18 protein-coding genes and 1 tRNA gene are annotated in these 19338 nt (G+C 45.7%); 11 read left to right on the top strand and 8 right to left on the bottom strand.

Annotated elements, in window-relative coordinates; genetic code table 11:
- Window positions 1-45 precede the first annotated feature (45 nt).
- Window positions 46-192 (top strand): hypothetical protein, encoded by a 147-nt coding sequence (locus P2A85_RS00865; protein ID WP_377477046.1) that lies wholly within the window; start codon window positions 46-48, stop codon window positions 190-192.
- Window positions 193-552: 360 nt separating this feature from the next.
- On the opposite strand, the gene P2A85_RS00860 is transcribed toward P2A85_RS00865, so the two are convergent.
- The gene (locus P2A85_RS00860; protein ID WP_377477045.1) at window positions 553-2076 is read right to left on the bottom strand and encodes a glycerophosphodiester phosphodiesterase family protein; all 1524 of its coding nucleotides are present in this window, start codon (window positions 2074-2076) and stop codon (window positions 553-555) included.
- Window positions 2077-2283: 207 nt separating this feature from the next.
- Window positions 2284-3315 carry a phosphoribosylformylglycinamidine cyclo-ligase gene (gene purM, locus P2A85_RS00855; protein WP_377477044.1) on the bottom strand — a complete coding sequence of 344 codons (1032 nt, stop codon included), beginning with the start codon at window positions 3313-3315 and terminating at the stop codon, window positions 2284-2286.
- 515 nt (window positions 3316-3830) lie between these two features.
- Here purM and P2A85_RS00850 point away from each other — a divergent pair.
- The 7 genes from P2A85_RS00850 (at window position 3831) to P2A85_RS00820 (ending at window position 10377) form a co-directional block, all read left to right on the top strand.
- Window positions 3831-4907 carry a septal ring lytic transglycosylase RlpA family protein gene (locus tag P2A85_RS00850; RefSeq protein ID WP_377477043.1) on the top strand — a complete coding sequence of 359 codons (1077 nt, stop codon included), beginning with the start codon at window positions 3831-3833 and terminating at the stop codon, window positions 4905-4907.
- Between the two features lie 70 nt (window positions 4908-4977).
- Window positions 4978-5553, top strand: a complete 576-nt coding sequence (locus tag P2A85_RS00845) for an IS607 family transposase (RefSeq protein WP_377477042.1) — start codon at window positions 4978-4980, stop codon at window positions 5551-5553.
- Window positions 5462-6634, top strand: coding sequence for an RNA-guided endonuclease InsQ/TnpB family protein (locus P2A85_RS00840; protein ID WP_377477041.1), 1173 nt, complete (start codon window positions 5462-5464; stop codon window positions 6632-6634). Before P2A85_RS00845 ends, P2A85_RS00840 begins: the two co-directional genes overlap by 92 nt.
- Before the next feature lie 58 nt (window positions 6635-6692).
- Window positions 6693-8288 (top strand): bifunctional pantoate--beta-alanine ligase/(d)CMP kinase, encoded by a 1596-nt coding sequence (locus P2A85_RS00835; protein ID WP_377477040.1) that lies wholly within the window; start codon window positions 6693-6695, stop codon window positions 8286-8288.
- Between the two features lie 41 nt (window positions 8289-8329).
- Entirely contained in the window at window positions 8330-9265 is a 936-nt protein-coding gene (locus tag P2A85_RS00830) for a polysaccharide deacetylase family protein (protein ID WP_377477039.1), read from the top strand.
- 46 nt (window positions 9266-9311) lie between these two features.
- A complete protein-coding gene (locus P2A85_RS00825) occupies window positions 9312-9743 on the top strand; it encodes a hypothetical protein (protein ID WP_377477038.1) in 432 nt (143 codons plus the stop codon).
- A gap of 148 nt (window positions 9744-9891) precedes the next feature.
- Window positions 9892-10377: an allophycocyanin gene (locus P2A85_RS00820; RefSeq protein WP_377477037.1), complete on the top strand. Its 486-nt coding sequence runs from the start codon at window positions 9892-9894 to the stop codon at window positions 10375-10377.
- A 116-nt stretch (window positions 10378-10493) separates the two neighbouring features.
- Here P2A85_RS00820 and P2A85_RS00815 read toward each other — a convergent pair whose 3' ends face one another.
- The gene (locus tag P2A85_RS00815; protein ID WP_377477036.1) at window positions 10494-10877 is read right to left on the bottom strand and encodes a hypothetical protein; all 384 of its coding nucleotides are present in this window, start codon (window positions 10875-10877) and stop codon (window positions 10494-10496) included.
- Between the two features lie 174 nt (window positions 10878-11051).
- Here P2A85_RS00815 and P2A85_RS00810 point away from each other — a divergent pair, with 174 nt between their 5' ends.
- A complete protein-coding gene (locus tag P2A85_RS00810) occupies window positions 11052-11453 on the top strand; it encodes a helix-turn-helix transcriptional regulator (protein WP_340519815.1) in 402 nt (133 codons plus the stop codon).
- Window positions 11454-11566: 113 nt separating this feature from the next.
- Here P2A85_RS00810 and mazG read toward each other — a convergent pair whose 3' ends face one another.
- Both mazG and P2A85_RS00800 read right to left on the bottom strand, forming a co-directional pair.
- Window positions 11567-12394, bottom strand: coding sequence for a nucleoside triphosphate pyrophosphohydrolase (gene mazG / locus P2A85_RS00805; protein WP_377477035.1), 828 nt, complete (start codon window positions 12392-12394; stop codon window positions 11567-11569).
- 75 nt (window positions 12395-12469) lie between these two features.
- Complete coding sequence (locus P2A85_RS00800; protein WP_377477034.1) at window positions 12470-13102, bottom strand: metal-binding protein; 633 nt, start codon at window positions 13100-13102, stop codon at window positions 12470-12472.
- A gap of 71 nt (window positions 13103-13173) precedes the next feature.
- On the opposite strand from P2A85_RS00800, the gene P2A85_RS00795 reads away from it, so the two are divergent.
- Window positions 13174-13245: transfer RNA gene (locus P2A85_RS00795), tRNA-Val, on the top strand.
- Window positions 13246-13392: 147 nt separating this feature from the next.
- Here the strand turns inward: P2A85_RS00795 and P2A85_RS00790 are convergent.
- From P2A85_RS00790 to P2A85_RS00780, 3 genes are all read right to left on the bottom strand, one after another.
- Window positions 13393-13812, bottom strand: coding sequence for a helix-turn-helix domain-containing protein (locus P2A85_RS00790; protein ID WP_341735055.1), 420 nt, complete (start codon window positions 13810-13812; stop codon window positions 13393-13395).
- Between the two features lie 375 nt (window positions 13813-14187).
- Window positions 14188-16089: an ArnT family glycosyltransferase gene (locus tag P2A85_RS00785; protein ID WP_377477033.1), complete on the bottom strand. Its 1902-nt coding sequence runs from the start codon at window positions 16087-16089 to the stop codon at window positions 14188-14190.
- A gap of 202 nt (window positions 16090-16291) precedes the next feature.
- Window positions 16292-18142: an ATP-binding protein gene (locus tag P2A85_RS00780; RefSeq protein WP_377477032.1), complete on the bottom strand. Its 1851-nt coding sequence runs from the start codon at window positions 18140-18142 to the stop codon at window positions 16292-16294.
- Window positions 18143-18538: 396 nt separating this feature from the next.
- Here P2A85_RS00780 and P2A85_RS00775 point away from each other — a divergent pair, with 396 nt between their 5' ends.
- A complete protein-coding gene (locus P2A85_RS00775) occupies window positions 18539-19261 on the top strand; it encodes a response regulator transcription factor (protein WP_341739824.1) in 723 nt (240 codons plus the stop codon).
- Window positions 19262-19338: the final 77 nt, after the last annotated feature.

Below are 19338 nucleotides of genomic sequence, written 5' to 3'. Positions count from 1 at the left end.
CAAAGTCCCCCTCCCACCAGGGGGATGCGAGGGGGATCGAGATATATGCAACTTCACATTAAATTGGTATTAGGGATGGGCTACGAAAAACCCGGTTTATACGTGAATATTCGTCGCCGAGATGCAGGATTTGTCTTAGAAATCGGGTTTTTTAACCTTAGTTCTATTCGTGAATGCGATCGCACTTTCTGAAAATCTTGTTAAAAAAATTCGCCTTTAAAAGAAGGATTACCTATTGACAGGGCTGGGATTCTCATGGTATATTTTAGATAATAGGAGTGGTGACTAAAATAATTATTTTAGTCACCACTCCCATTATCAGATTGTACTTCATTCGCTGGGGAAAGTCAAGCTTTTTACCCTGAAAAAAAAGGCGATTTTTTTTTATCAATCAACTAAAATCAATCTACCCCATTACTATAGCAACCGTCAAGGCGGTTAAGACATAGTAATAGGGTGAGCGCTGCTGTGACGATATTTCTCCTAATCGGATGAGATGATAGCAGCGCCCATCCTACAATAATTTTTCCTAACCGATTCGCCGTCTAAAGCCTACAAACTCACGCCTTTGAGAGAGTCTACAGTTGAGAAAGGATAAAGCCGTGCCGCTGCATTAAAAGCTGTATCGGGAAAATCGCTAAACACACCGTCTACACCTAAGCGGTAAAATTGTTCGTACTCCAAAGCTGGATTACCGCCATACTCTGAAGCCACATAAGTAGGAGATTCATTGCGAAAAGTGTAAGGGTGAACTAATAAACCAGCCAGGTGAGCATCCGTGATTAAACTATTAGCGGGCTGTAATTTCTTGTCCGCACCTTCGACAACGATTGTCCGCTTCCAAGGCCCGATTCCATCAGCATAGGTTTTGATTTCTGCTAACCCTTGGGTGGTCATTAAATCGCGGTAGGTACGCCGATCGCCACTCACGACAAAATCATAAGGTTTTTCTGCAAAGTCATCCATTAACTGCACCAACGGCAAGTCTGTCAAACGATTTAACTCTTTGAGATTGCCCACTTCAAAGGATTGGATAAACACCGGATCTGTGCGTTTGGTATATCCATTAGCAGACAGCACTTGCACTAACCGTTGCTCTAAAGGCAAATTAACTGACTTAAAATAAGTCGGGTGTTTTGTCTCTGGATAAAGTCCAATTGTTCGCCCTTTTTCGGCACTTTTGCGCTTAGCTAAATCGATAACTTCTTGAAATGTAGGAACCTGGAATTGACCGTCAAATGCTGTCCCCCGTAACTCTGGCAAGCGTTCCCGCGCCCGCAAAGTTTTGATTTCGGCTAAGGTCAAATCTTCTGTAAACCAACCTTCTACTTCTGCACCGTCAATGGTTTTTTTGCGTTTGCGATCGGCAAATTCCGGCCGTTTGGCAATATCAGTCGTCCCCGAAATTTCATTCTCGTGGCGGGCAATTAACACTCCATCTTTAGTGGAAACTAAGTCTGGTTCAATGAAATCTGCACCCATCTCGATTGCCAATTCGTAGGAAGCTAGGGTATGCTCAGGGCGGTAGCCACTTGCGCCGCGATGTCCGATAATTAAGGGGCGGCGGGGTAATTCAACAAAATTGTTTTGGTTAATAGTTGGTACTCCATTGATTGTTGCTAATAATGTGCCATCTCGGAGGCTGATTGCTGTATTTAGCCCGGTGCTAGTAATTAACAAGTCCGAGAATTGAAGTTGATTTTCTAAGGTTAAGCGATCGCCTGCTCCAAAATCAGTAATAACATCAGCACCTTGAGTGCGACGCAACAAGAACGTATCATTTCCGGCACCGCCAGTGAGAGTATCTAAACCTTTGTCTCCACTGAGAAAATCGTTCCCATCTCCGCCTAGCAAGATATCATTACCTTGACCGCCAATCAGGGTGTCGTTGCCGCCACCACCAGACAGTGAATCATTACCAGAATTGCCATTAATTGCCTCTGAATCACTACTTCCGGTAATATTGTCGTTACCACCAAGGGTTGAAATCCCCCCCAATATCCCCTTGAGTGAGCCAGGAGTAACGGTGAAATTGTCATCGCTATTTGTCAGTAAAAAAAACTCAGTAACTGCCATGATTTTAATTTTCCTGATTGACTCAAAGATAATTACTTTGACTTTTTGTTGAAGTCACTCAAAAATTATCATGGCAAGATTAATTGATTACTATAAATTGCTTAATTTTTAGTAATGCAAAGGTAAAGTTTTGGGTGGGTACTGCTGGGAGGATATTTCTCTTAATTGGGTGGGATAATGGTAGCGCCCACCCAAAAAATATTTTTCCTAAGCGATTTGACAAGTGCTATGATTTTCATCAGAGTCAATAACTGCTCCGATCGCCCAAGCGGGAATATCCTGAGATTCAAACCATTGAATTGTGCGATCGACTGCGGTGCGATCGACCAACAGCACAAAACCAATGCCCATATTAAAAGTATGGAACATATCAACAGTGGCCACTTGGCCGGCTTGAGCAATCCACTCAAAAATCGGCAAATTGGGCCAGCTATTAGTGTCAATTTTGATAGATTGATTGGCGGCCAAACAGCGGGGCAAATTCTCCGGCAAACCGCCGCCAGTAATGTGCGCCATGCCGTGAATTTCTAAACCACTCTTAATTGCTTCGAGGACTGGCTTGACGTAAATTGTAGTGGGAGTTAAGAGGACTTCTCCTAAACTTTTGCCGCCTAACTTTTCGGGTTGGGAATGCCAGTCAAAACCCCGATCGCCTGCAATTTTTCTGACCAAACTAAAACCATTGCTGTGGACGCCGGAACTAGCCAGCCCGATCGCCACATCTCCGACTTTAACCCGCGAACCGTCTAACAATTTGCTCTTTTCGACAATTCCCACGCAAAACCCAGCCAAATCGTACTCTCCCGCTTGGTAAAAACCGGGCATTTCGGCTGTCTCCCCGCCCAACAGAGCACAGCCAGCTTGCTTGCAACCATCAACAATGCCAGCAACCACAGCAGCTAATTGTTCGGGATTTAACTTTCCTGTGGCTAAATAATCGAGAAAAAATAGCGGTTCCGCCCCGGAGGTGAGCACATCATTGACGCACATCGCCACCAAGTCGATACCTACGGTGTCGTGGCGATCGAGTTCGTGGGCCAATTTCAACTTAGTGCCGACGCCATCAGTCCCGGAAACCATAATCGGCTCTTTTAAACCCTCCGGGACGCTGAAAAACCCGCTAAACCCGCCGAATCCGCCTAAAACACCCGATCGGTGGGTGCTCTTCACCATACTGCCGATGCGCGAGACAAAAGCTCTGCCCGCCTCAACATCCACACCTGCTTCCCGATAGTCCATAAGTCCGCCTTAGTCGATTTCTAGTCTTTAGTTTATTGCCAAGTCTAGCGATTTGAGGTTTGAGGTTTGAGATTAGAGATTGGAGATTTTAGCGTCCACAAAATATTTATTACTGTTTGTAAAGTTTTATAAAGTTTTGTAAAAATATCGGAATTCCGAAAAACTCTGCAAGCATTGCCATGAAAGCATTTGCTGGGGTATAGGACTGTGAAGGTGGGAGGGATTTTCGATAAATTGCGTGGTTTCAGCGATCCCCAAGCTCAAAAGTTTGTGGTAGTCTGTTGCAGTTCGTTAACAAAACACAAATTGCAAATTGAGTATGAGTTCTCAAGTGTCAGGGAAGTTGCAGCCAAAAAATTATTTGGCCCAAACACAAAAGCAAAAATGCAGCCCGACAGTTTGATTTGACTCGCGGGGGAACAGCGAAGGACAAGAGGGAAATCCCTTTGAGCCGATCGCCCATCAGGCCAATCCCCTAACCTCCGTTAGCAATGGCTCTTCACAAAAATGGACGTATGAAGGAAAAATTTGTTGGTAGTCTACTAGCTGTCCTCTTAGTTCCTGCGGTAGGAACAGCATCATCTTGTCACGCACAAGCAACTGATACTTCCAGGCAAAACTTTCAGGAAAACAAGCAAGTAGTTTTCACCCAACCGTCCCCGCAGTTAAACACGACTCGGGTCGAAGCAGAAAAAGTTGGACAATATCAGTACCAAGCAAGAGCTGATATTGAACAAAACTCGATCGCCAAAATTCAGTCCCACGAATTGGAAGGGCGACAAGCAGCGACAGTATACGTGCGAAACATTCCAGTCATCACATTTCTGAACACGAGTCCAGAAACGAATAGCAAAAAGACAGAGACTGGCAAAAGTTCTGTAAATGCCACCAGTCAGTTGAAAATAGTCGGCCAGAGAGAAAATGGGTCTGACACCAAAAGGTCCAGCAATTCCAGCGACCAAGAAACCGACCCACTGTGGCGGGCGTCAAGCTTAGCAGCAAGACTCAATCAGTTGGCCCGCAACAACGTTGACCCAAACAGCATTACCGTCAAGTGGGAAAAAGGCAATCGCTACCTGATCCAGGCAAACGGCGAGGACTTGGTAAACATTAACGCCGAAACCATCCTGCCGGATACCACCAGCGACTTCAGCCTAGATGCCTTACAAGCAACCAATCGCCTCCGCAGGCTCCTGGGTAACGCCCCACCCCTCCAAGAAGTCATGGGCAAGCCCCAACCTGAAAGCCCCGTGCTTTCCCTAGGCCCAGTTCAAGTTCGGATCAATGGCTGGGCATCCTGGTACGGCCCTGGCTTTGACGGCAACCTCAGCGCCAGTGGCGAGCGTTTCAACCAAAATGATTTGACCGCAGCCCACCGGAACTTGCCCTTCGGAACTCTACTAATGGTAAGAAATCTCGACAACGGCCGTACCGTCGTCGTCCGCATCAATGACCGTGGCCCCTATGTGGGCGATCGAGTGATTGACTTGTCCGCAGGCGCAGCCAGCGTGCTCGGCATGATGGGCAGTGGCGTAGCTCCGGTGGAAATTGAAGTCATAGCACCAAAGCCACGAGCAACTGTTGGACGTTAAACCCTACTGTGAGGTTAGCGAACAGTAAACAATTTGCTTACATTTGATTATGTATGCTACCATTTTCTACATGGCATACGTACCACTCAGAAAAGCGGTTGAATTTCTGGGTTTGCACCCACACACCTTAAGAAAATATGCAGACTCCGGGAAGATCAAAAGCATCAAAAACGAAGCAGGGCAAAGACTCTACGATGTCGAGTCTTACCAGCGCGGTGCAACTAGAGCTACCATTGTTTGCTACTGTCGCGTCAGTTCTCCAAAACAACGAGACGACCTCGCTCGACAAGCTGAATTCATGCGACAGCAATATCCAGATGGCGAAATCATCCAAGATATCGGATCGGGACTTAACTTCAAGCGAAAAGGATTGCAAGCCCTACTGGTCAGATTTATGCGCGGCGAACAGCTCACGATTGTTGTTGCCTGTCGCGACAGATTATGCAGATTCGGCTTTGAATTGTTCCAGTTCATGGCCGAGCAAAACGGTGGACAAATCGTGGTTCTCGACCGAACTGTTCATTGCCCAGAAACCGAACTCACAAGCGATCTTCTTGCCATCCTTCACGGCGACCGTTGCAGAATGCACTCCCTGGGAAGTTACAGCAAGAAAATCAAAGAAGATCCGACTATTCCTAAATCCTGAGCAAAAAGCGCTAATTAAGCAGTGGTTTGGGGTAAGTCGTTTTGTCTACAACACGACCATCAAATACCTCCAAGAACCAGATACTAAAGCTAACTGGATGACAATCAAAACCGGAATACTCAACAGCTTGCCAGAATGGGCAAAACCTGTACCTTTCCAAATCAAATCGATTGCCGTCCAAGATGCTTGCTCGGCAGTCAAAGCAGCCAAAAAGGGTTTCAAGAAAGATGGGCAAATTCGCCAATGCAAATTTCGCAGCAGAAAAGACACCAAGCAGTCTATTTATGTGCCGAAATCGGCTATAAAAGATTGCGGTGTCTACCATTCAATCCTGGGCAAGTGCGAGCTAACAGAATCCTTGCCTGCAAATTTCAGCGACGGTAGGCTAACTCTCGCCTATGGCGAGTATCATCTAATCGTTTCTGAAGAAGTGCAACAAGTTAAGACCGAAAAACAAGGTCGGCTAGTTGCCTTAGATCCCGGTGTTCGCACGTTCATGACATTTTTCTCGGAAAATTCTTACGGTTGGCTGGGAAAAGATTCTAATTTGTACATCCAGAAATTGTGTTTCCGGTTGGACAAATTGGTGTCAAAAATATCTAAAGCCTCCAGTCGGCAGAAAAGAAGATTAAAGAAAGTAGCTAGCAGGCTTCGCTGCCAAATCAAGAATTTGGTTAAAGAGTTGCATCATAAGGTCGCTAAGTTTTTAGTCGATAATTTTGATGTAATTCTGTTGCCTACTTTTGAAAGTTCTCAAATGGTGTCTAGGTCGCGTCGTAAGTTGCGAAACAAGACAGTACGACAAATGTTGACTTTAAGCCATTACGAGTTTAAAACTTTCCTGAAGTGGAAAGCGTGGGAGAATTCAAAATTGATAATTGACTGCAACGAAGCTTACACGTCGAAAACCGTGTCGTGGACGGGCGAAATCGTCAAAAATCTAGGTGGTGCCAGGACTATTAAGTCTGTCACCACTGGACTGAAAATGGATCGGGATCTAAATGGTGCTCGTGGGATTTTCCTGCGGGCATTGGTTGACACGCCTTTGTTGAGAGATTCTCTTGACTTATATGTTTGTTAGCATTTGTTAGCAAAAAAGTGTCGGCACAATACAGACGAATGCCTTCAGGAGTGTATACGTGCGCCTGTTTACTACCATTGCAGCCCTAGGCTGCTACTTAAATTCACAAAAATCTGTAGCATCCCATGTACAAATCGGTTTAGTGCCGACGATGGGAGCTTTACATAGCGGGCATTTGAGCTTGATGCAGCGGGCCAGACAAGAAAATGCGATCGTCGTGGTCAGCATTTTTGTCAACCCGCTGCAATTTGGGCCCAAGGAGGATTTTCAAGACTATCCTCGCAATTTGGAGCAAGACCGGCTGCTATGCCAAGAAGCTGGAGTTGATGTAATTTTTGCTCCCTCAGAACTGGAAATGTTTGGGGATTCGGGCATCGAGACAGGCAACTCAGTAGCTGAAACTCCTGCTGTGAAACTGATTGACCTTTCATGCTTGACTCAAGTTGTCCCACCACGGGCGATGACATCGGTTTTGTGCGGCAAGTCCAGGCCTGGTCATTTTCAGGGCGTAGCAGCCATCGTCACTAAACTTTTGAGTTTGGTGCAGCCGACAAGAGCTTATTTTGGTCAAAAAGACGCCCAGCAAGTAGCAATTATCCGAAAACTGGTCGCAGATTTTAACTTTCCTGTAGAAATTATTGCTTGTCCGATCGCCCGTGAAGCTTCAGGACTAGCCCTGAGTTCTCGCAATCAATATTTAACACCAGAGCAAAAACAGCAAGCTGGCATACTCTACCGCGCTCTACAGCAAGGGTGGAAAACCTTCTGTGGGGGCGATCGCACTGCGGAGGCGACACTGGCTGCGGTCAAAGCAGAATTTGCCCAGGAGCCATCAGTCTCCCTAGAGTATGCTGAACTGGTCAATCCCGACACTCTCGCACCCTTGGCAGTTGTGGAAACGGCGGGACTTTTAGCCGTGGCAGCCAGAATCGGCTCTACTCGGTTGATTGACAATATAATTATCAGGAATCGTCGGCCAATTGTGGCGATCGACGGACCTGCCGGCGCTGGCAAATCTACAGTTACCAGACAAGTCGCCCAAGCTCTGGGTCTGTGTTATCTAGATACAGGGGCGATGTATCGAGCTGTGACGTGGCTGGTGATGACTACCAACACTCCCATTGGCGACGAATTGGCGATCGCCGAATTAGTCAATTCCAGTTATTTGGAATACAACATTGACCCTTCATCTTTGACATTAAAGATTAACGGCGAAGACGTCACCGAGGCAATTCGCAGTTTGGAGGTGACAGCCCGCGTCTCGGAAATTGCGGCTGTGCCCGCCGTGCGACAATTTTTGGTGAAACAGCAGCGGCTTTGCGGCAAAACAGGCGGAATTGTGGCAGAAGGTCGTGATATAGGTACTAATGTGTTTCCCGATGCAGAACTGAAGATTTTTTTAACCGCTTCGGTACAAGAGCGATCGCGCCGACGGCTATTACAACTCAATGATACCGAGCGGGCTAAAACCAGTTTGGAACAGTTGGAACGGGACATCGCCCTGCGAGACGAAAAGGATAGTACCCGCGAGGTGTCACCTTTGCGTAAAGCGGCTGATGCTGTGGAAATTCAAACAGACGGTTTGAGTATTGCCGAAGCGATCGATCGGATTGTCGGGTTATACAAAGAGAGGATAGTGAATAGTCAGTTTTAAAATCTAAAATTAACTATGTAAGGTGTCAAGGAGATAAAAACGTGAAAAACTTCAAACGGCTGTTTAGGCGGCGAAAAACTTTGATCGTTGCTTTTTTAGCCGCCTTGGGTAGTTTTGTAATGGGCGTGACGTTGCCGATGAACTCGCGAGGAAATCAGCCAGCGTCGCTATCGCAGGCGCAACTGGTGACAGCATCCCAGTCACAAGTACAACAGTCGAAATCTATTGTTAATAATTTGAAACAGTCGATCGCCGAGAGAGTAGAGTTTTCCGAAAACACTCTAGATAGGTTGGAGAAAGTCCGTTTTAACTCTTCCCTACCGTCCAAGTTTAAGGGTACAACCCTGCGTCAGGGCAAACTCGACTCCCGACAAAAGGCGATCGCCCTGACATTTGACGACGGTCCTTGGCCGACAACAACTGTACAAATCCTCGATATTCTCAAACAGAACAATATTAAAGGGACTTTCTTCTGGGTGGGAAGATACCTACAAGTTTATCCAGAACTAGGGAAAAAAGTTGCTCAGGCTGGTCATGCGATCGGCAACCACACTTGGAACCACCAATACATTAAGTATAACGAAGAGGGTGCCGCCAGCGAGATCGATCGCACGACCTCGTTAATTGAGGAATTAACAGGCATCAGAACATATATGTTCCGCCCACCGGGAGGTATTTTAAACAATGGATTAGCAGCTTATGCTCAAAAGAAAAATTATACAGTTGTGATGTGGTCTGCTGATTCTTTAGATTGGCACACTGCTACGCAATCGTTGATGGAAAATGTGATGCGACAGGCAAATTCCGGCGGTATTGTCCTGATGCACGACGGCGGTGGTAATCGCTCCAGGACTGTGGAAGCTTTGCCCAATATTATTGCTAAATTAAAAAAAGAAGGGTACACATTTGTAACAGTTCCAGAATTGTTGGAGATGGAAGCAAAAAACTCGAAACAGCAGGAAACAGCACAGAAATAACCAAATGCGAAAAAAGTATACGAAATTTCACCTTCAGGCTATTTGAGTGGCTAGAGGGATAGTTGAATGCGATGCAGGCTCAGCTTCGCCTAAGTCTCCGGTTGTCAGCTTGGTGAGCAATAATCCGTCGCCTTTGGAGGTGGGGAGATTCAAAAAGGAGAGCTTTTTAGATTTGCTCACAGGTAGTCGTGGTAGAATTCACTATGGTACTGCAAGATCTGTGTTTCGGACTGGAGTAGGTCGAGCGGCATCAAGCTCAATCGCAAGCTGTATTTCTACTTTTGAAACCCTTGCTCCTCAAGTTAAGCTTCGATCGGGGAGATTGCCCTCGATGAAGCCTCTGCGATATGCTATGGGTACGAAGCAGCGAAAACTCGTCCAACAGTCCAAATGTCTGCCGACATTCAAACTCTCGATCGCAGTTTGTGAATTTTTCCCACAGTACCTTGGGGCACAAGGAAACTGGCTTAGTTACTAAGCATCACGCTTGGGGAGATTTGCCCACTATTTCTAGTGTCGATCGATGTTAGAAGCAAGGTAAGTCACTGAACCAAGAATCTCATCTTTAAGGGATGAGAATGTCAATTAATGTTACTCTCAAATATCCTCAAAAATTTGAATAACAAATGAGCGTAGTTAGCCAATTAATTCTCCAAGCCGACGACGAACTTCGTTATCCGAGTACCGGCGAACTTCAAAGTATCAATGATTTTTTTAAAACGGGGGAACAGCGGGTACGCATTGCTACTGCGCTTTCTGACAGTGAAAGAAAAATTGTTGATGAAGCTAGCAAAAAACTCTGGAAAAAACGCCCTGATTTTATTTCCCCTGGAGGTAATGCTTACGGTCAACGGGAAAGGGCTTTGTGTCTCCGTGACTACGGCTGGTATTTGCGCCTGATTACCTATGGTATTTTGGCTGGAGACAAGGAACCCATCGAAAGCATCGGTTTAATTGGGGTTCGGGAAATGTACAATTCTCTGGGCGTTCCAGTTCCAGGGATGGTGGAAGCAATCCGCTGTTTGAAGGAAGCTTCTTTGGCTTTGCTGAATCAGGATGATGCGAAGGAAGCTGCTCCTTATTTTGATTATATCGCTCAGGCAATGTCTTAATTGCTTTTTTGGCAGAGGTGGCGGAGCATTTACGAGTGATTTTGGGGTGAATTTGTCTCGCAATTGCTCGTAAATGTTTCGCTTCTATTTTGTTCGGAGAGTGCGATCGATTTCTATTAGGAAGCGCAACTGTTTAAATTTTCCGAACTCTTGAGAGCGTGTTGGCGCTGAATGCACATTTGATGCAAAAAGTCAAGGGTTTGTTGGGAATATTGTTTGTGGAATTTTCGGCTGTCGTGGCGAATGGATGTTGTTAGTTGCGAGACTTCCGAGAGGGTGGGGGAAGTTTGAATTTGATGGGCGATCGCATTTTGCCATTCTTGCAGCCTGCGGTAGCTGACAAATTGTCCGCCTCGATCGCGCCTGTGTACAAACACCACGTTAGCCCAGGATTCGACTCGCTTGATTAGATATGGGCTGATTTTGAGCAGTTGGGCGATCGACCTGACGGTGATGCGGAGCTTTGTCGAGGGTTGGAGGCGGCGAAACAGTGGCGTCATCGCTGTATACTTTGGGTTTAAGACTGAGGTTTTTGTATTTTTCAATTACAGTTTACGCTCTATCAGAGTCTTATTGCACAAGTGCAACAAAAATTAATTTCAACTCCAATGTCGATCGTGCAATCCTCAATCGTTGATGCTGTGCTAGTTTGAGAGTTAATGTAGGTGGGAAAAATGTCAGGACTCTCTAACAAGGCTGTGGCAGACAAAGAGCAAGAGTTGCGTCCAGTTCGCTTCACGGAGACTGGGCGGATGCGTTTGGGCAAGATTTTGAAAGCAGCAAGACAGGAAACTGGTTGGTCTGTTAGCGAAACGGAATTTAAAACTAAAGGATACGAAGAGGCTTTATTTACAGCTACCAATCAACCCGTACCTAGAGATGTAGGTATTAGCGCTGCAACAGTCAACCGTTACGAGCGCGGGAAATTGGATAATTTAGATTGGCGATCGCTATCTCTTTTATGCTTTGTACTAAGACCGATCGATCCGGTGACAGGAGAAGCACTGGAACCGACAAACGCGCTTTACATCGCGTGCGAACATCCGCCGTACAACGATGCGAAGCTCTATGAGTAGGTGCTATAACCTTTCTAGAACACTCTTTGACACAGAGGGAGAAAATAGAGATCTTAATAATTCAGATGCTACCGGATTTGATATGAATCATTCTGATACCAAGGGATTTGATATTAGGCATCGCTTTTTTGTTTAGCCACCATTTTTTTAGCTTGCTGCCAAATTGCCTCTAACTCTGCCACCGGATAATCAGATAAAGGTCGATCGCACTTAGCTTCAACTAAGGCAAACCGATCCACAAACCGCTGATTTGTCCCCTGCAAAGCAGCCGACGCATCTAAACCATACCAGCGAGCCAATTGGATTAACACAAACATAATATCTCCCAATTCCGACTCCTGGGCTGCTTTATCCTCATGTTTGAGCGCGTGTTCAAATTCGGCCATTTCTTCGTGAAATTTATCCCAAACACCATCCACAGTGTCCCAATCAAAACTCGCTTCCGCAGCTTTTTGAGAGATTTTCATCCCGGCGGCGATCGGAGGCAAAGTGCTGGCATAACGGCTCATTTTCGATGCGAAAGTTGGGGGTTTTTCAGCAGTTTCGCCTTTTTCGGCTGCTTTGATTTTTTCCCAGTTTTCGTTGACTTCATCGACGCTGTTGAGTTCGACATCGCCGAAAACGTGGGGATGTCGCCGAATTAGTTTTTCTGTAATCCCATTGGCGATTTCTGCGAGGGTAAATTGATGGGAGTCGCTGGCAATTTGAGCTTGGAGGACTACTTGCAATAGTAAGTCGCCCAATTCTTCGGCGATCGCATCTTGGTCTTGGCGACGAATGGCATCGACAGTTTCGTAAGCTTCTTCAATAATATGGGGAATGAGAGTTTGGGGTGTTTGGGCTAAATCCCAGGGACATCCGCCCTTGGGGTCGCGCAATTTGGCTACAACTTCGATTAACTGTGCTAGTGCTATGAGCGATCGACTTTGAGAATCAGACATGATCGTAATTTACCTGTAAGAGCAACCCACCTTCAAAGGCGCCGAGGACGTTGTGATTGACCCAAACCATTAATTTTATTGCTTCTTCCTTTTTCCTGCTTGCTTCTTGTTGCTTCCTGGTACTAGAGATTTACTAGATTTGCGGATGGGAGCTTTGCGTTTGCGCACCTTTATTGTCTCAGGAGGATGCAGCCGGCTCAATCCTTTCTTTTTGAATCTTTTGTAAACCGAGCCTCCCCAATCGCTCAGATAGTGGCTCATAGCGCCAAATTCTAGACCTATGTAAACAGCTAACAATTCGATCGGGTGTTTGGCGATCGAGTGCCAGCAACTTAAAAGCACTTGCTGCCAGTTCCAGGTTGGATTCCCGACTGTTTGAGTAATGGCCAACCCAAATATCCCCACAACTCCGAGCCAGGTAGCGAGGTACAAGATACGTACAGCAGTGCCAATCAAAGGGCCGTGGGACAGCCAAGAGCGGTGGCGCAGCCTTTTTTGGTAGGGTAGCCAAATCAGCTTGAACCATCCCCAACGCTGATACTGACAGGAGTAGATATCCAAGTCGGGGCCAAACATCAGCCCGCCCAATAAAAAGCTGCCGGAAACCAGCAAAGTTAGATGACTGCTGCGAGTCTGGCCAAGGGTGAGGGCTGCGACAAAGGGCAAACTCCATAGTGTGATGCGATCGTGGGTACGGCCAGAGGGCATTTAAAAGTTTAGATTTTTTTACTTGATTTTTTGGGAATACTCTGATATCATAAATTCTTGTGAGTGCAATTGGGTGATTAGCTCAGTGGTAGAGCGCCTGCTTTACACGCAGGATGCCGTAGGTTCAAATCCTACATTACCCATCAATATGATAGTGACATCAATTCCGGTTGTATCGGAATGATTTAACCACGAAGGCGCAAAGGACGCGAAGGAAGAGAAGAGAGAGATTAATAATTCCGATGTCAACGGATTTGATATGACATACTCCCACGTCAAGCCTCGTGTTTCTATGACGTGGGCATCTTTGCAGCCCTAGTATGGGTATACAAAATTTCCTTTTTCCCACCTTTACTATCGCCGATGATGAATCGCTCAAATGTTTTGTCTACTCGTTTGGAAACATCTTGCAAGACAGTAGAATCTACTTGCTTAAAATCCAACAATTCACCACTATGACAAACTTTTACCAAGTCTTTTTTGAGCGCTGGTAGTAAAGCTTTTTGGTTGTAGTAATTAGGCTTTTCCCTAGGATTAGAAATACTGCTGATTAGTGGACAAGCATCAATACCAGTCCGATTCATGTCCCACCAATCGAATCTGTCGCCTAACTGGCGATTATACCAATAACGGCAAATCCTCAGCCAGTGATTGAGCTTCTGTTTTTGATTAGTGTCTGGATAGAATTGATACTGATACGTTACTTTCATCGCGTTACGACCTTTACGCTTTACCTAAAGCTAGCCTATCAGGATGTACATTTAGTGTCAAGCAAATGAGCTCATAATATCAATTCCGGTTGTATCGGAATGATTTAACCGCGAAGGCGCTAAGGACGCGAAGGAAGAGAAGAGAGAGTTTAATACAGGACGATGAAGAGAGGATTTTATATGAGATATTGACGCAGAAACCGGGTTTTTGACCCCCCGTGGGTTCAGGAGTGTATCATATCAAATCCGTTGACATCGGAATTATTATTTCTCTTTTCTCTGTGTCCTCTGTGTTCTCTGTGGTTTAATGATTCCGATACAACCGGAATTGATATCATCTATAAGTCAACTCACCGCAGCCGCAGTTATAACAGACTATCGAAAAGCTGTTCTGGGAACTCTAGCTAGTTGGTAAGCACCACGAGTATCCAGCAGTTGATATTCATTTGGCTGCAATCCAAATTTCACAAATTTGTCTGGATATCCTAAAACCAAAATAGACGGAGAAGTTTGATTTTTAGATTCTTCAATGTAGTCGATCGCACCTTTGGGCAGTCGGTAATAAGTCACCGGTAAATGCGAATAAAAAACTACACTAGGTTTGGCAAAACCAATCATCATAAACTCTTCCCCAGGCAATTTTTGTTGAACAGCAACCTGTGCTAATTGTCGCAGAGGTAACTGACGGTTGAGATCGACTAAATTGTAGGCTGGAGTTAAACCAAAGATGATAAATGCTACCAATCCGATGAAGTTAGCAACCAAAATCCAGCGTTGCTGTCTCTGCCATAATAAAAGGGCGATCGCCACCGCCGTAACTATCCAAATCCCACCGCCGACAATCAACAAACCAGACTGTTGAAGTGCTTGGGGGAAATTTGGCATAGCTGGATCGTCTCCTAGCCAGTTGTAGGAGTATAAAGTTGCTCCAGCGATGATTAATAAAAATACGACATTGACAACGTAGGTAATTAATAGTCCTCTGGGTAAAGAATTCGGTGGTGTTTCTAACTTTCCCCGGCTGGTTTCTGCTGCTTTTTCTCCAATGATATCGCTCCACAACAGCGTTACCAAAATCGCCGATGCCGGCATTAAAGGCAATACATAACTGGGCAATTTGGTCACGGCGATCGTGAAAAAGCCAAAAATGCAGAGGAACCAAAACAGGGCAAATAAACTTAACTGTGCCGATCGAGGTTGACGCCGCCAGTAAGTACGCTGCCAAAAACGGGTGCGGGCGATCGCCACGGGCAAATAAATCGACCAAGGCGCAAAACCCACTAACACTACAAAAAAGTAAAAATACCAAGGTGCTGAGTGTCGATTCACAACTCCAGTAAAACGCTGGAAATTGTGATATCCAAAAAAGCTGTCAATATAAGTTTCACCGTTGGCTAAAATAACCAGAATGTACCAAGGTAGGGCGATCGCCAGAATAATCAAGATTCCCGACACCGGACGCATTTCTCGCCAAAGTTGTCGAAAATTGCCTAAATAAAAGCTGAAGCAGCCAATAATCAGGGCTGGCAACACAATTCCCACAGGCCCCTTAGTCAAAATTGCTAAGGCAATTAGTACATAAAAACAGAGATACCACGGATTGGGAAATCGGGAAGCAGAAACAGTGGAAAATCCTGCTGATTGCTTCTTTTCTTCTAGGGTATATCCCAGGAAAAAGGCCAGGAGTGCCGAACACATACAGCCGGTAAGGAGCATATCTGAAACCCCAGTCCTTCCCCAGGCAATAGTTTGGGGATTTAATGCTATGAGGGCAGCACCAATCCAAGGTGCAGAAAGAAATAGAGGAATACCGGGAGAGCGGGAGAGGGGGAAATTATTGGGAGAGTCAGAGAATGTTTCTTCTTGCTCATTGCTTCGGACTTCTTGCTGATTCCTGATGAGTTGTGACAACGATTGCGATAGGGTATAGAATCCCAGGCAAGTGATACATATTCCCGCTAGGGCCGAGGGAATACGGACAGCCCATTCGTTAACGCCGATCGCCCGATAGGCCAGCGCCATCAGCCAGTAAACCAACGGTGGCTTGTCAAACCTGGTATCGCCGTTGAAATAGGGGGTGATGAAATCACCAGTGACGGTCATTTGGCGAGCGGCTTCAGCAAACAACGGTTCGGTTTCGTCAACTAAACCAATATTGCCCAGATTCCAGAGGAAAGCCACCCCAGCGATCGCGCACAGCCATAATAGGGATAACAGCAAAGGTGCGATCGAGTGCTTCCTTTGATATTCTGACGAACTTTTAATAACTTCCTTCACCCGAAACTTCCTGCGATTTGAGATTTTCAATTTTAGCCCGCTCTCAAGTGTATCTAAAGATTCGCCTTCTCAAGACTAGAAATTATATCAAATCCGGTTAATTGACACTTCCGGCCCTAAAGGCGTGGGGATTCTTCGTTCACGGGGAAATGCCTTGTAAAAGCAGTGCCTTTACGGCTTGTACGTTCCCTGATTTTTTTTGTCAATTCATTTTTCGTGGCAATTCGATCCGAAAAGTTGAACCTTTTCCTACTTGACTTTCTACTGTAAGTGTGCTGTTCATGGTTTTTGCTAAAGAGGCACTAATAGCTAGTCCTAAACCGATGCCGGGATATTGGCGACTGGTAGTTCGATCGGCTTGGTGGAACTTGTCAAAAATATGTGGTAAATCGGCTTCGCTGATGCCAATTCCTGTATCAGTGACCTTGATAATTAGTCGATCGAGGGTTAGTTCTCGCACAGAAATGCCAATGTTTCCCTGATGAGTAAATTTAATCGAATTGGAAATGAGATTCACCAAAAGTTGCCGCAAGCGCGACTGGTCATGAACTATCAACCGCTCCTGCAAACACACGCTGACAGACAGGGACAAATTTTTATCTGTAACCTGATTTCCACATTCCAGGGCGGTAGCGATTACCAACTGGGCTAAATCAAATTCAGCTATTTCTAATTTAGCCCCACAAGTCTCCATTTTCGAGATATCAAGGATATCGTTAATCAGCACTAGCAGATTTTTACCATTATTAAAAATACGCCCCACAAAATCTCTTTGCTGAGGAGTCAGTAGTTGTTTGTCCTGGCGTAGTAGCAATTGTGAAAAACCGATAATTGCATTCATGGGAGTTCGCAATTCATGGGACATAGTTCTCAAAAATTGCGATTTTAACTTGGCTGCTTCTAGCAGTTGCAATTTTTGCTGTTGAATGAGGCAACTTTGCTTTTCTAATTCTGCTTGCTGGCGAAGTAAGAGCTGATTTTGTAAGTCTAAAAGTAGTTCCTGTTTTTGCTTAATTTCGATCGCCTGCGCGCTATGAATCGCGATCGCAGCTTGTCTGCCGATCGCCCCCAGCAGTTGCATAGTTGCATCGTCAATGGCTTGGCTATCTTGCCAATTACCGATCGCCAACACCCCCAAACGCCCTGTGGGCAAAGACTCGATCGCCACTGCACCAGCAGCAGGCACTTCTGCGCCGGACTCCTGGGATGACAATTGAGACTTTCCCGTAGCAAAGGCTTGGGATAGCAGGGCATCTTGCACGTACAGGGTTTTACCCCCAGCAAATTTTTCCGCCCCAGTGACTGCACTTAACAAGAGGCTGTGGTTATCGTCGCAGTTGGGGAGGGCCACCAAGCAAAATTGAGCCTCGGCGATCGTCTCAACTACCGCATCCGCTATGGCTTGGAACAGTTCGCACAGGCTTCCCGCCGGCTGATGCAACAGATTTGTAAACCGTTCCACAACTTGCAAATGGTGCTGCTGCGCATCTTTAGCCACGCTGGTTGCATTCAAGTTTTCTGCTGTCTCGCTAGCTTTGGAGTCCGGCAAATTCTTGAGAGATGATGGTTCTGCTTCCTGCCTTTCTTGAGTTTGCTTGAACCCATCTATATCTGTATAGGTTCCCACCCACTCTAAAACTCCCTCGCTCTGGCCGTTGACGCGGGAAAATTTTGCTAGGTTCCATCGGTAAATACCCGATCGCGTCCTGAGCCGCAATTCTATTTCATAACTTGAGTCTAGGCTCACAGTCTGCCCCGATCGCCAGGGGAAGCGAGCTCTGTCTTCTGGATGGACGGACTCCAGATAGCCGAAATCCAAGGCTGCTGTGGGGGCTACTCCTGTATACTCTTCCCAGGCACGGTTCAAATAAGTCACCGCCCCATCAGCATTTGCTTGCCAAACTATGTGAGGAATGGTCTTTAACAGGCGATCGAGCTGATGATCCCAAGAGTTAACAGGTGGTTTCCCTGGTGTTATTTCCGCTCCCATCTGGGAACTTTCCCGGTCGGAAAAGTCCGAGGAAAAAGAGTGCTTTCGGTAATAGTGAGTCATAATTACATTTTATAAATAAGCGTCGAGCCTTAGCGCTAAAACCAAATTAATAGTCCGGCTGCTAGCTCCATCAATTTTGATTGCGTTACTGCATCAAAGGTTTTTATATATTAAATTTATCCACTCACGGAACTGTTTACATCTATCAAGGGGCGGACAAAGGGATAATTTAATCAGACAGTAAAAACGAGGAGAGCCTACCTGTCCCCATAGGGTGAATCAGAGGGTGCAGCCAAATTACTTAACAATTAATTTGCAATTGTGCGATTCCATGAGTATGCTGGAACAAGATAGGCGATCGGGTTAACCCGATCGGCGATCGCATTCTCAAATCGAGTCTGTTTAGCTGAGTAATTTGGCTATATTTAAAAATTTCAGCAGGGCATTAGAAAAAAAATGAGTAAAATTCGCGTTGCTTTGATCGAAGACCATGACCTGACAAGAGTGGGTATCCGTACAGCTTTACAACAGAGTGATACCATAGAAGTTGTGGGGGATGCCGCGAATGCGACAGAGGGATTGAAACTGCTTCAGTCTTCCAAACCTGACGTGGCAATTGTAGATATTGGGTTGCCAGATTTTGACGGAATTGAACTGACCCAAAAGTTCAAAAAAGCGATCGTTGCAGACTCCGATCCAGACACAAAGGTTTTGATTCTGACTTTTCAGGACAATGAACAAGAAGTCCTCGCAGCTTTTGCCGCCGGAGCTGACTCTTACTGCATGAAAGATATCAGTTTTGACCAGTTATTAGATGTAGTCAAAGTAACTCACGAAGGCCAGTCTTGGATTGACCCGGCGATCGCTCGTATAGTCCTGAAACAAGCTCGCACTAAGGAGTCTGCCCCGGAAGAACAAAAATCTGAGGGTAAAAAAGTTACAATTAAAGCTGCGGAACCAGAGTTTACTCACATTATTGAAACTTACCCTTTGACGGGGCGGGAATTAGAAGTTTTGGAGCTAATTGTGCAGGGCTATAGTAATGCTGCTATTGCGGAAAAACTTTACATTACTGTGGGCACTGTCAAAACTCATGTCCGCAACATTTTGAATAAATTATGTGCTGATGACCGCACTCAAGCTGCTGTTCTCGCCCTTCGTTCTGGCTTGGTTGGATAAAGAGTAATGGGTCTTAAGTAGGTCGTTTTAATTAAACCTAAAAGACTACTATTTCAAAACCCCGGCTTGTTTAATCA

This window comes from Microcoleus anatoxicus (genome assembly GCF_042465725.1).
GTDB lineage: Bacteria > Cyanobacteriota > Cyanobacteriia > Cyanobacteriales > Microcoleaceae > Microcoleus > Microcoleus anatoxicus.
Note: the sequence above shows the minus strand (reverse complement) of the source record. Positions and strands in the feature narration are given on the sequence as shown.

Excerpts from the sequence above, each read along its gene's own strand:
- P2A85_RS00820 (WP_377477037.1), top strand. The coding sequence starts at position 9,892 with ATGAGCGTAGTTAGCCAATTAATTCTCCAAGCCGACGACGAACTTCGT.
- P2A85_RS00865 (WP_377477046.1), top strand. The coding sequence starts at position 46 with ATGCAACTTCACATTAAATTGGTATTAGGGATGGGCTACGAAAAACCC.
- purM (WP_377477044.1), bottom strand. The coding sequence starts at position 3,315 with ATGGACTATCGGGAAGCAGGTGTGGATGTTGAGGCGGGCAGAGCTTTT.
- P2A85_RS00850 (WP_377477043.1), top strand. The coding sequence starts at position 3,831 with ATGAAGGAAAAATTTGTTGGTAGTCTACTAGCTGTCCTCTTAGTTCCT.
- P2A85_RS00860 (WP_377477045.1), bottom strand. The coding sequence starts at position 2,076 with ATGGCAGTTACTGAGTTTTTTTTACTGACAAATAGCGATGACAATTTC.
- P2A85_RS00815 (WP_377477036.1), bottom strand. The coding sequence starts at position 10,877 with ATGACGCCACTGTTTCGCCGCCTCCAACCCTCGACAAAGCTCCGCATC.
- P2A85_RS00800 (WP_377477034.1), bottom strand. The coding sequence starts at position 13,102 with ATGCCCTCTGGCCGTACCCACGATCGCATCACACTATGGAGTTTGCCC.
- P2A85_RS00775 (WP_341739824.1), top strand. The coding sequence starts at position 18,539 with ATGAGTAAAATTCGCGTTGCTTTGATCGAAGACCATGACCTGACAAGA.
- P2A85_RS00780 (WP_377477032.1), bottom strand. The coding sequence starts at position 18,142 with ATGACTCACTATTACCGAAAGCACTCTTTTTCCTCGGACTTTTCCGAC.
- P2A85_RS00810 (WP_340519815.1), top strand. The coding sequence starts at position 11,052 with ATGTCAGGACTCTCTAACAAGGCTGTGGCAGACAAAGAGCAAGAGTTG.
- P2A85_RS00790 (WP_341735055.1), bottom strand. The coding sequence starts at position 13,812 with ATGAAAGTAACGTATCAGTATCAATTCTATCCAGACACTAATCAAAAA.
- P2A85_RS00845 (WP_377477042.1), top strand. The coding sequence starts at position 4,978 with ATGGCATACGTACCACTCAGAAAAGCGGTTGAATTTCTGGGTTTGCAC.
- mazG (WP_377477035.1), bottom strand. The coding sequence starts at position 12,394 with ATGTCTGATTCTCAAAGTCGATCGCTCATAGCACTAGCACAGTTAATC.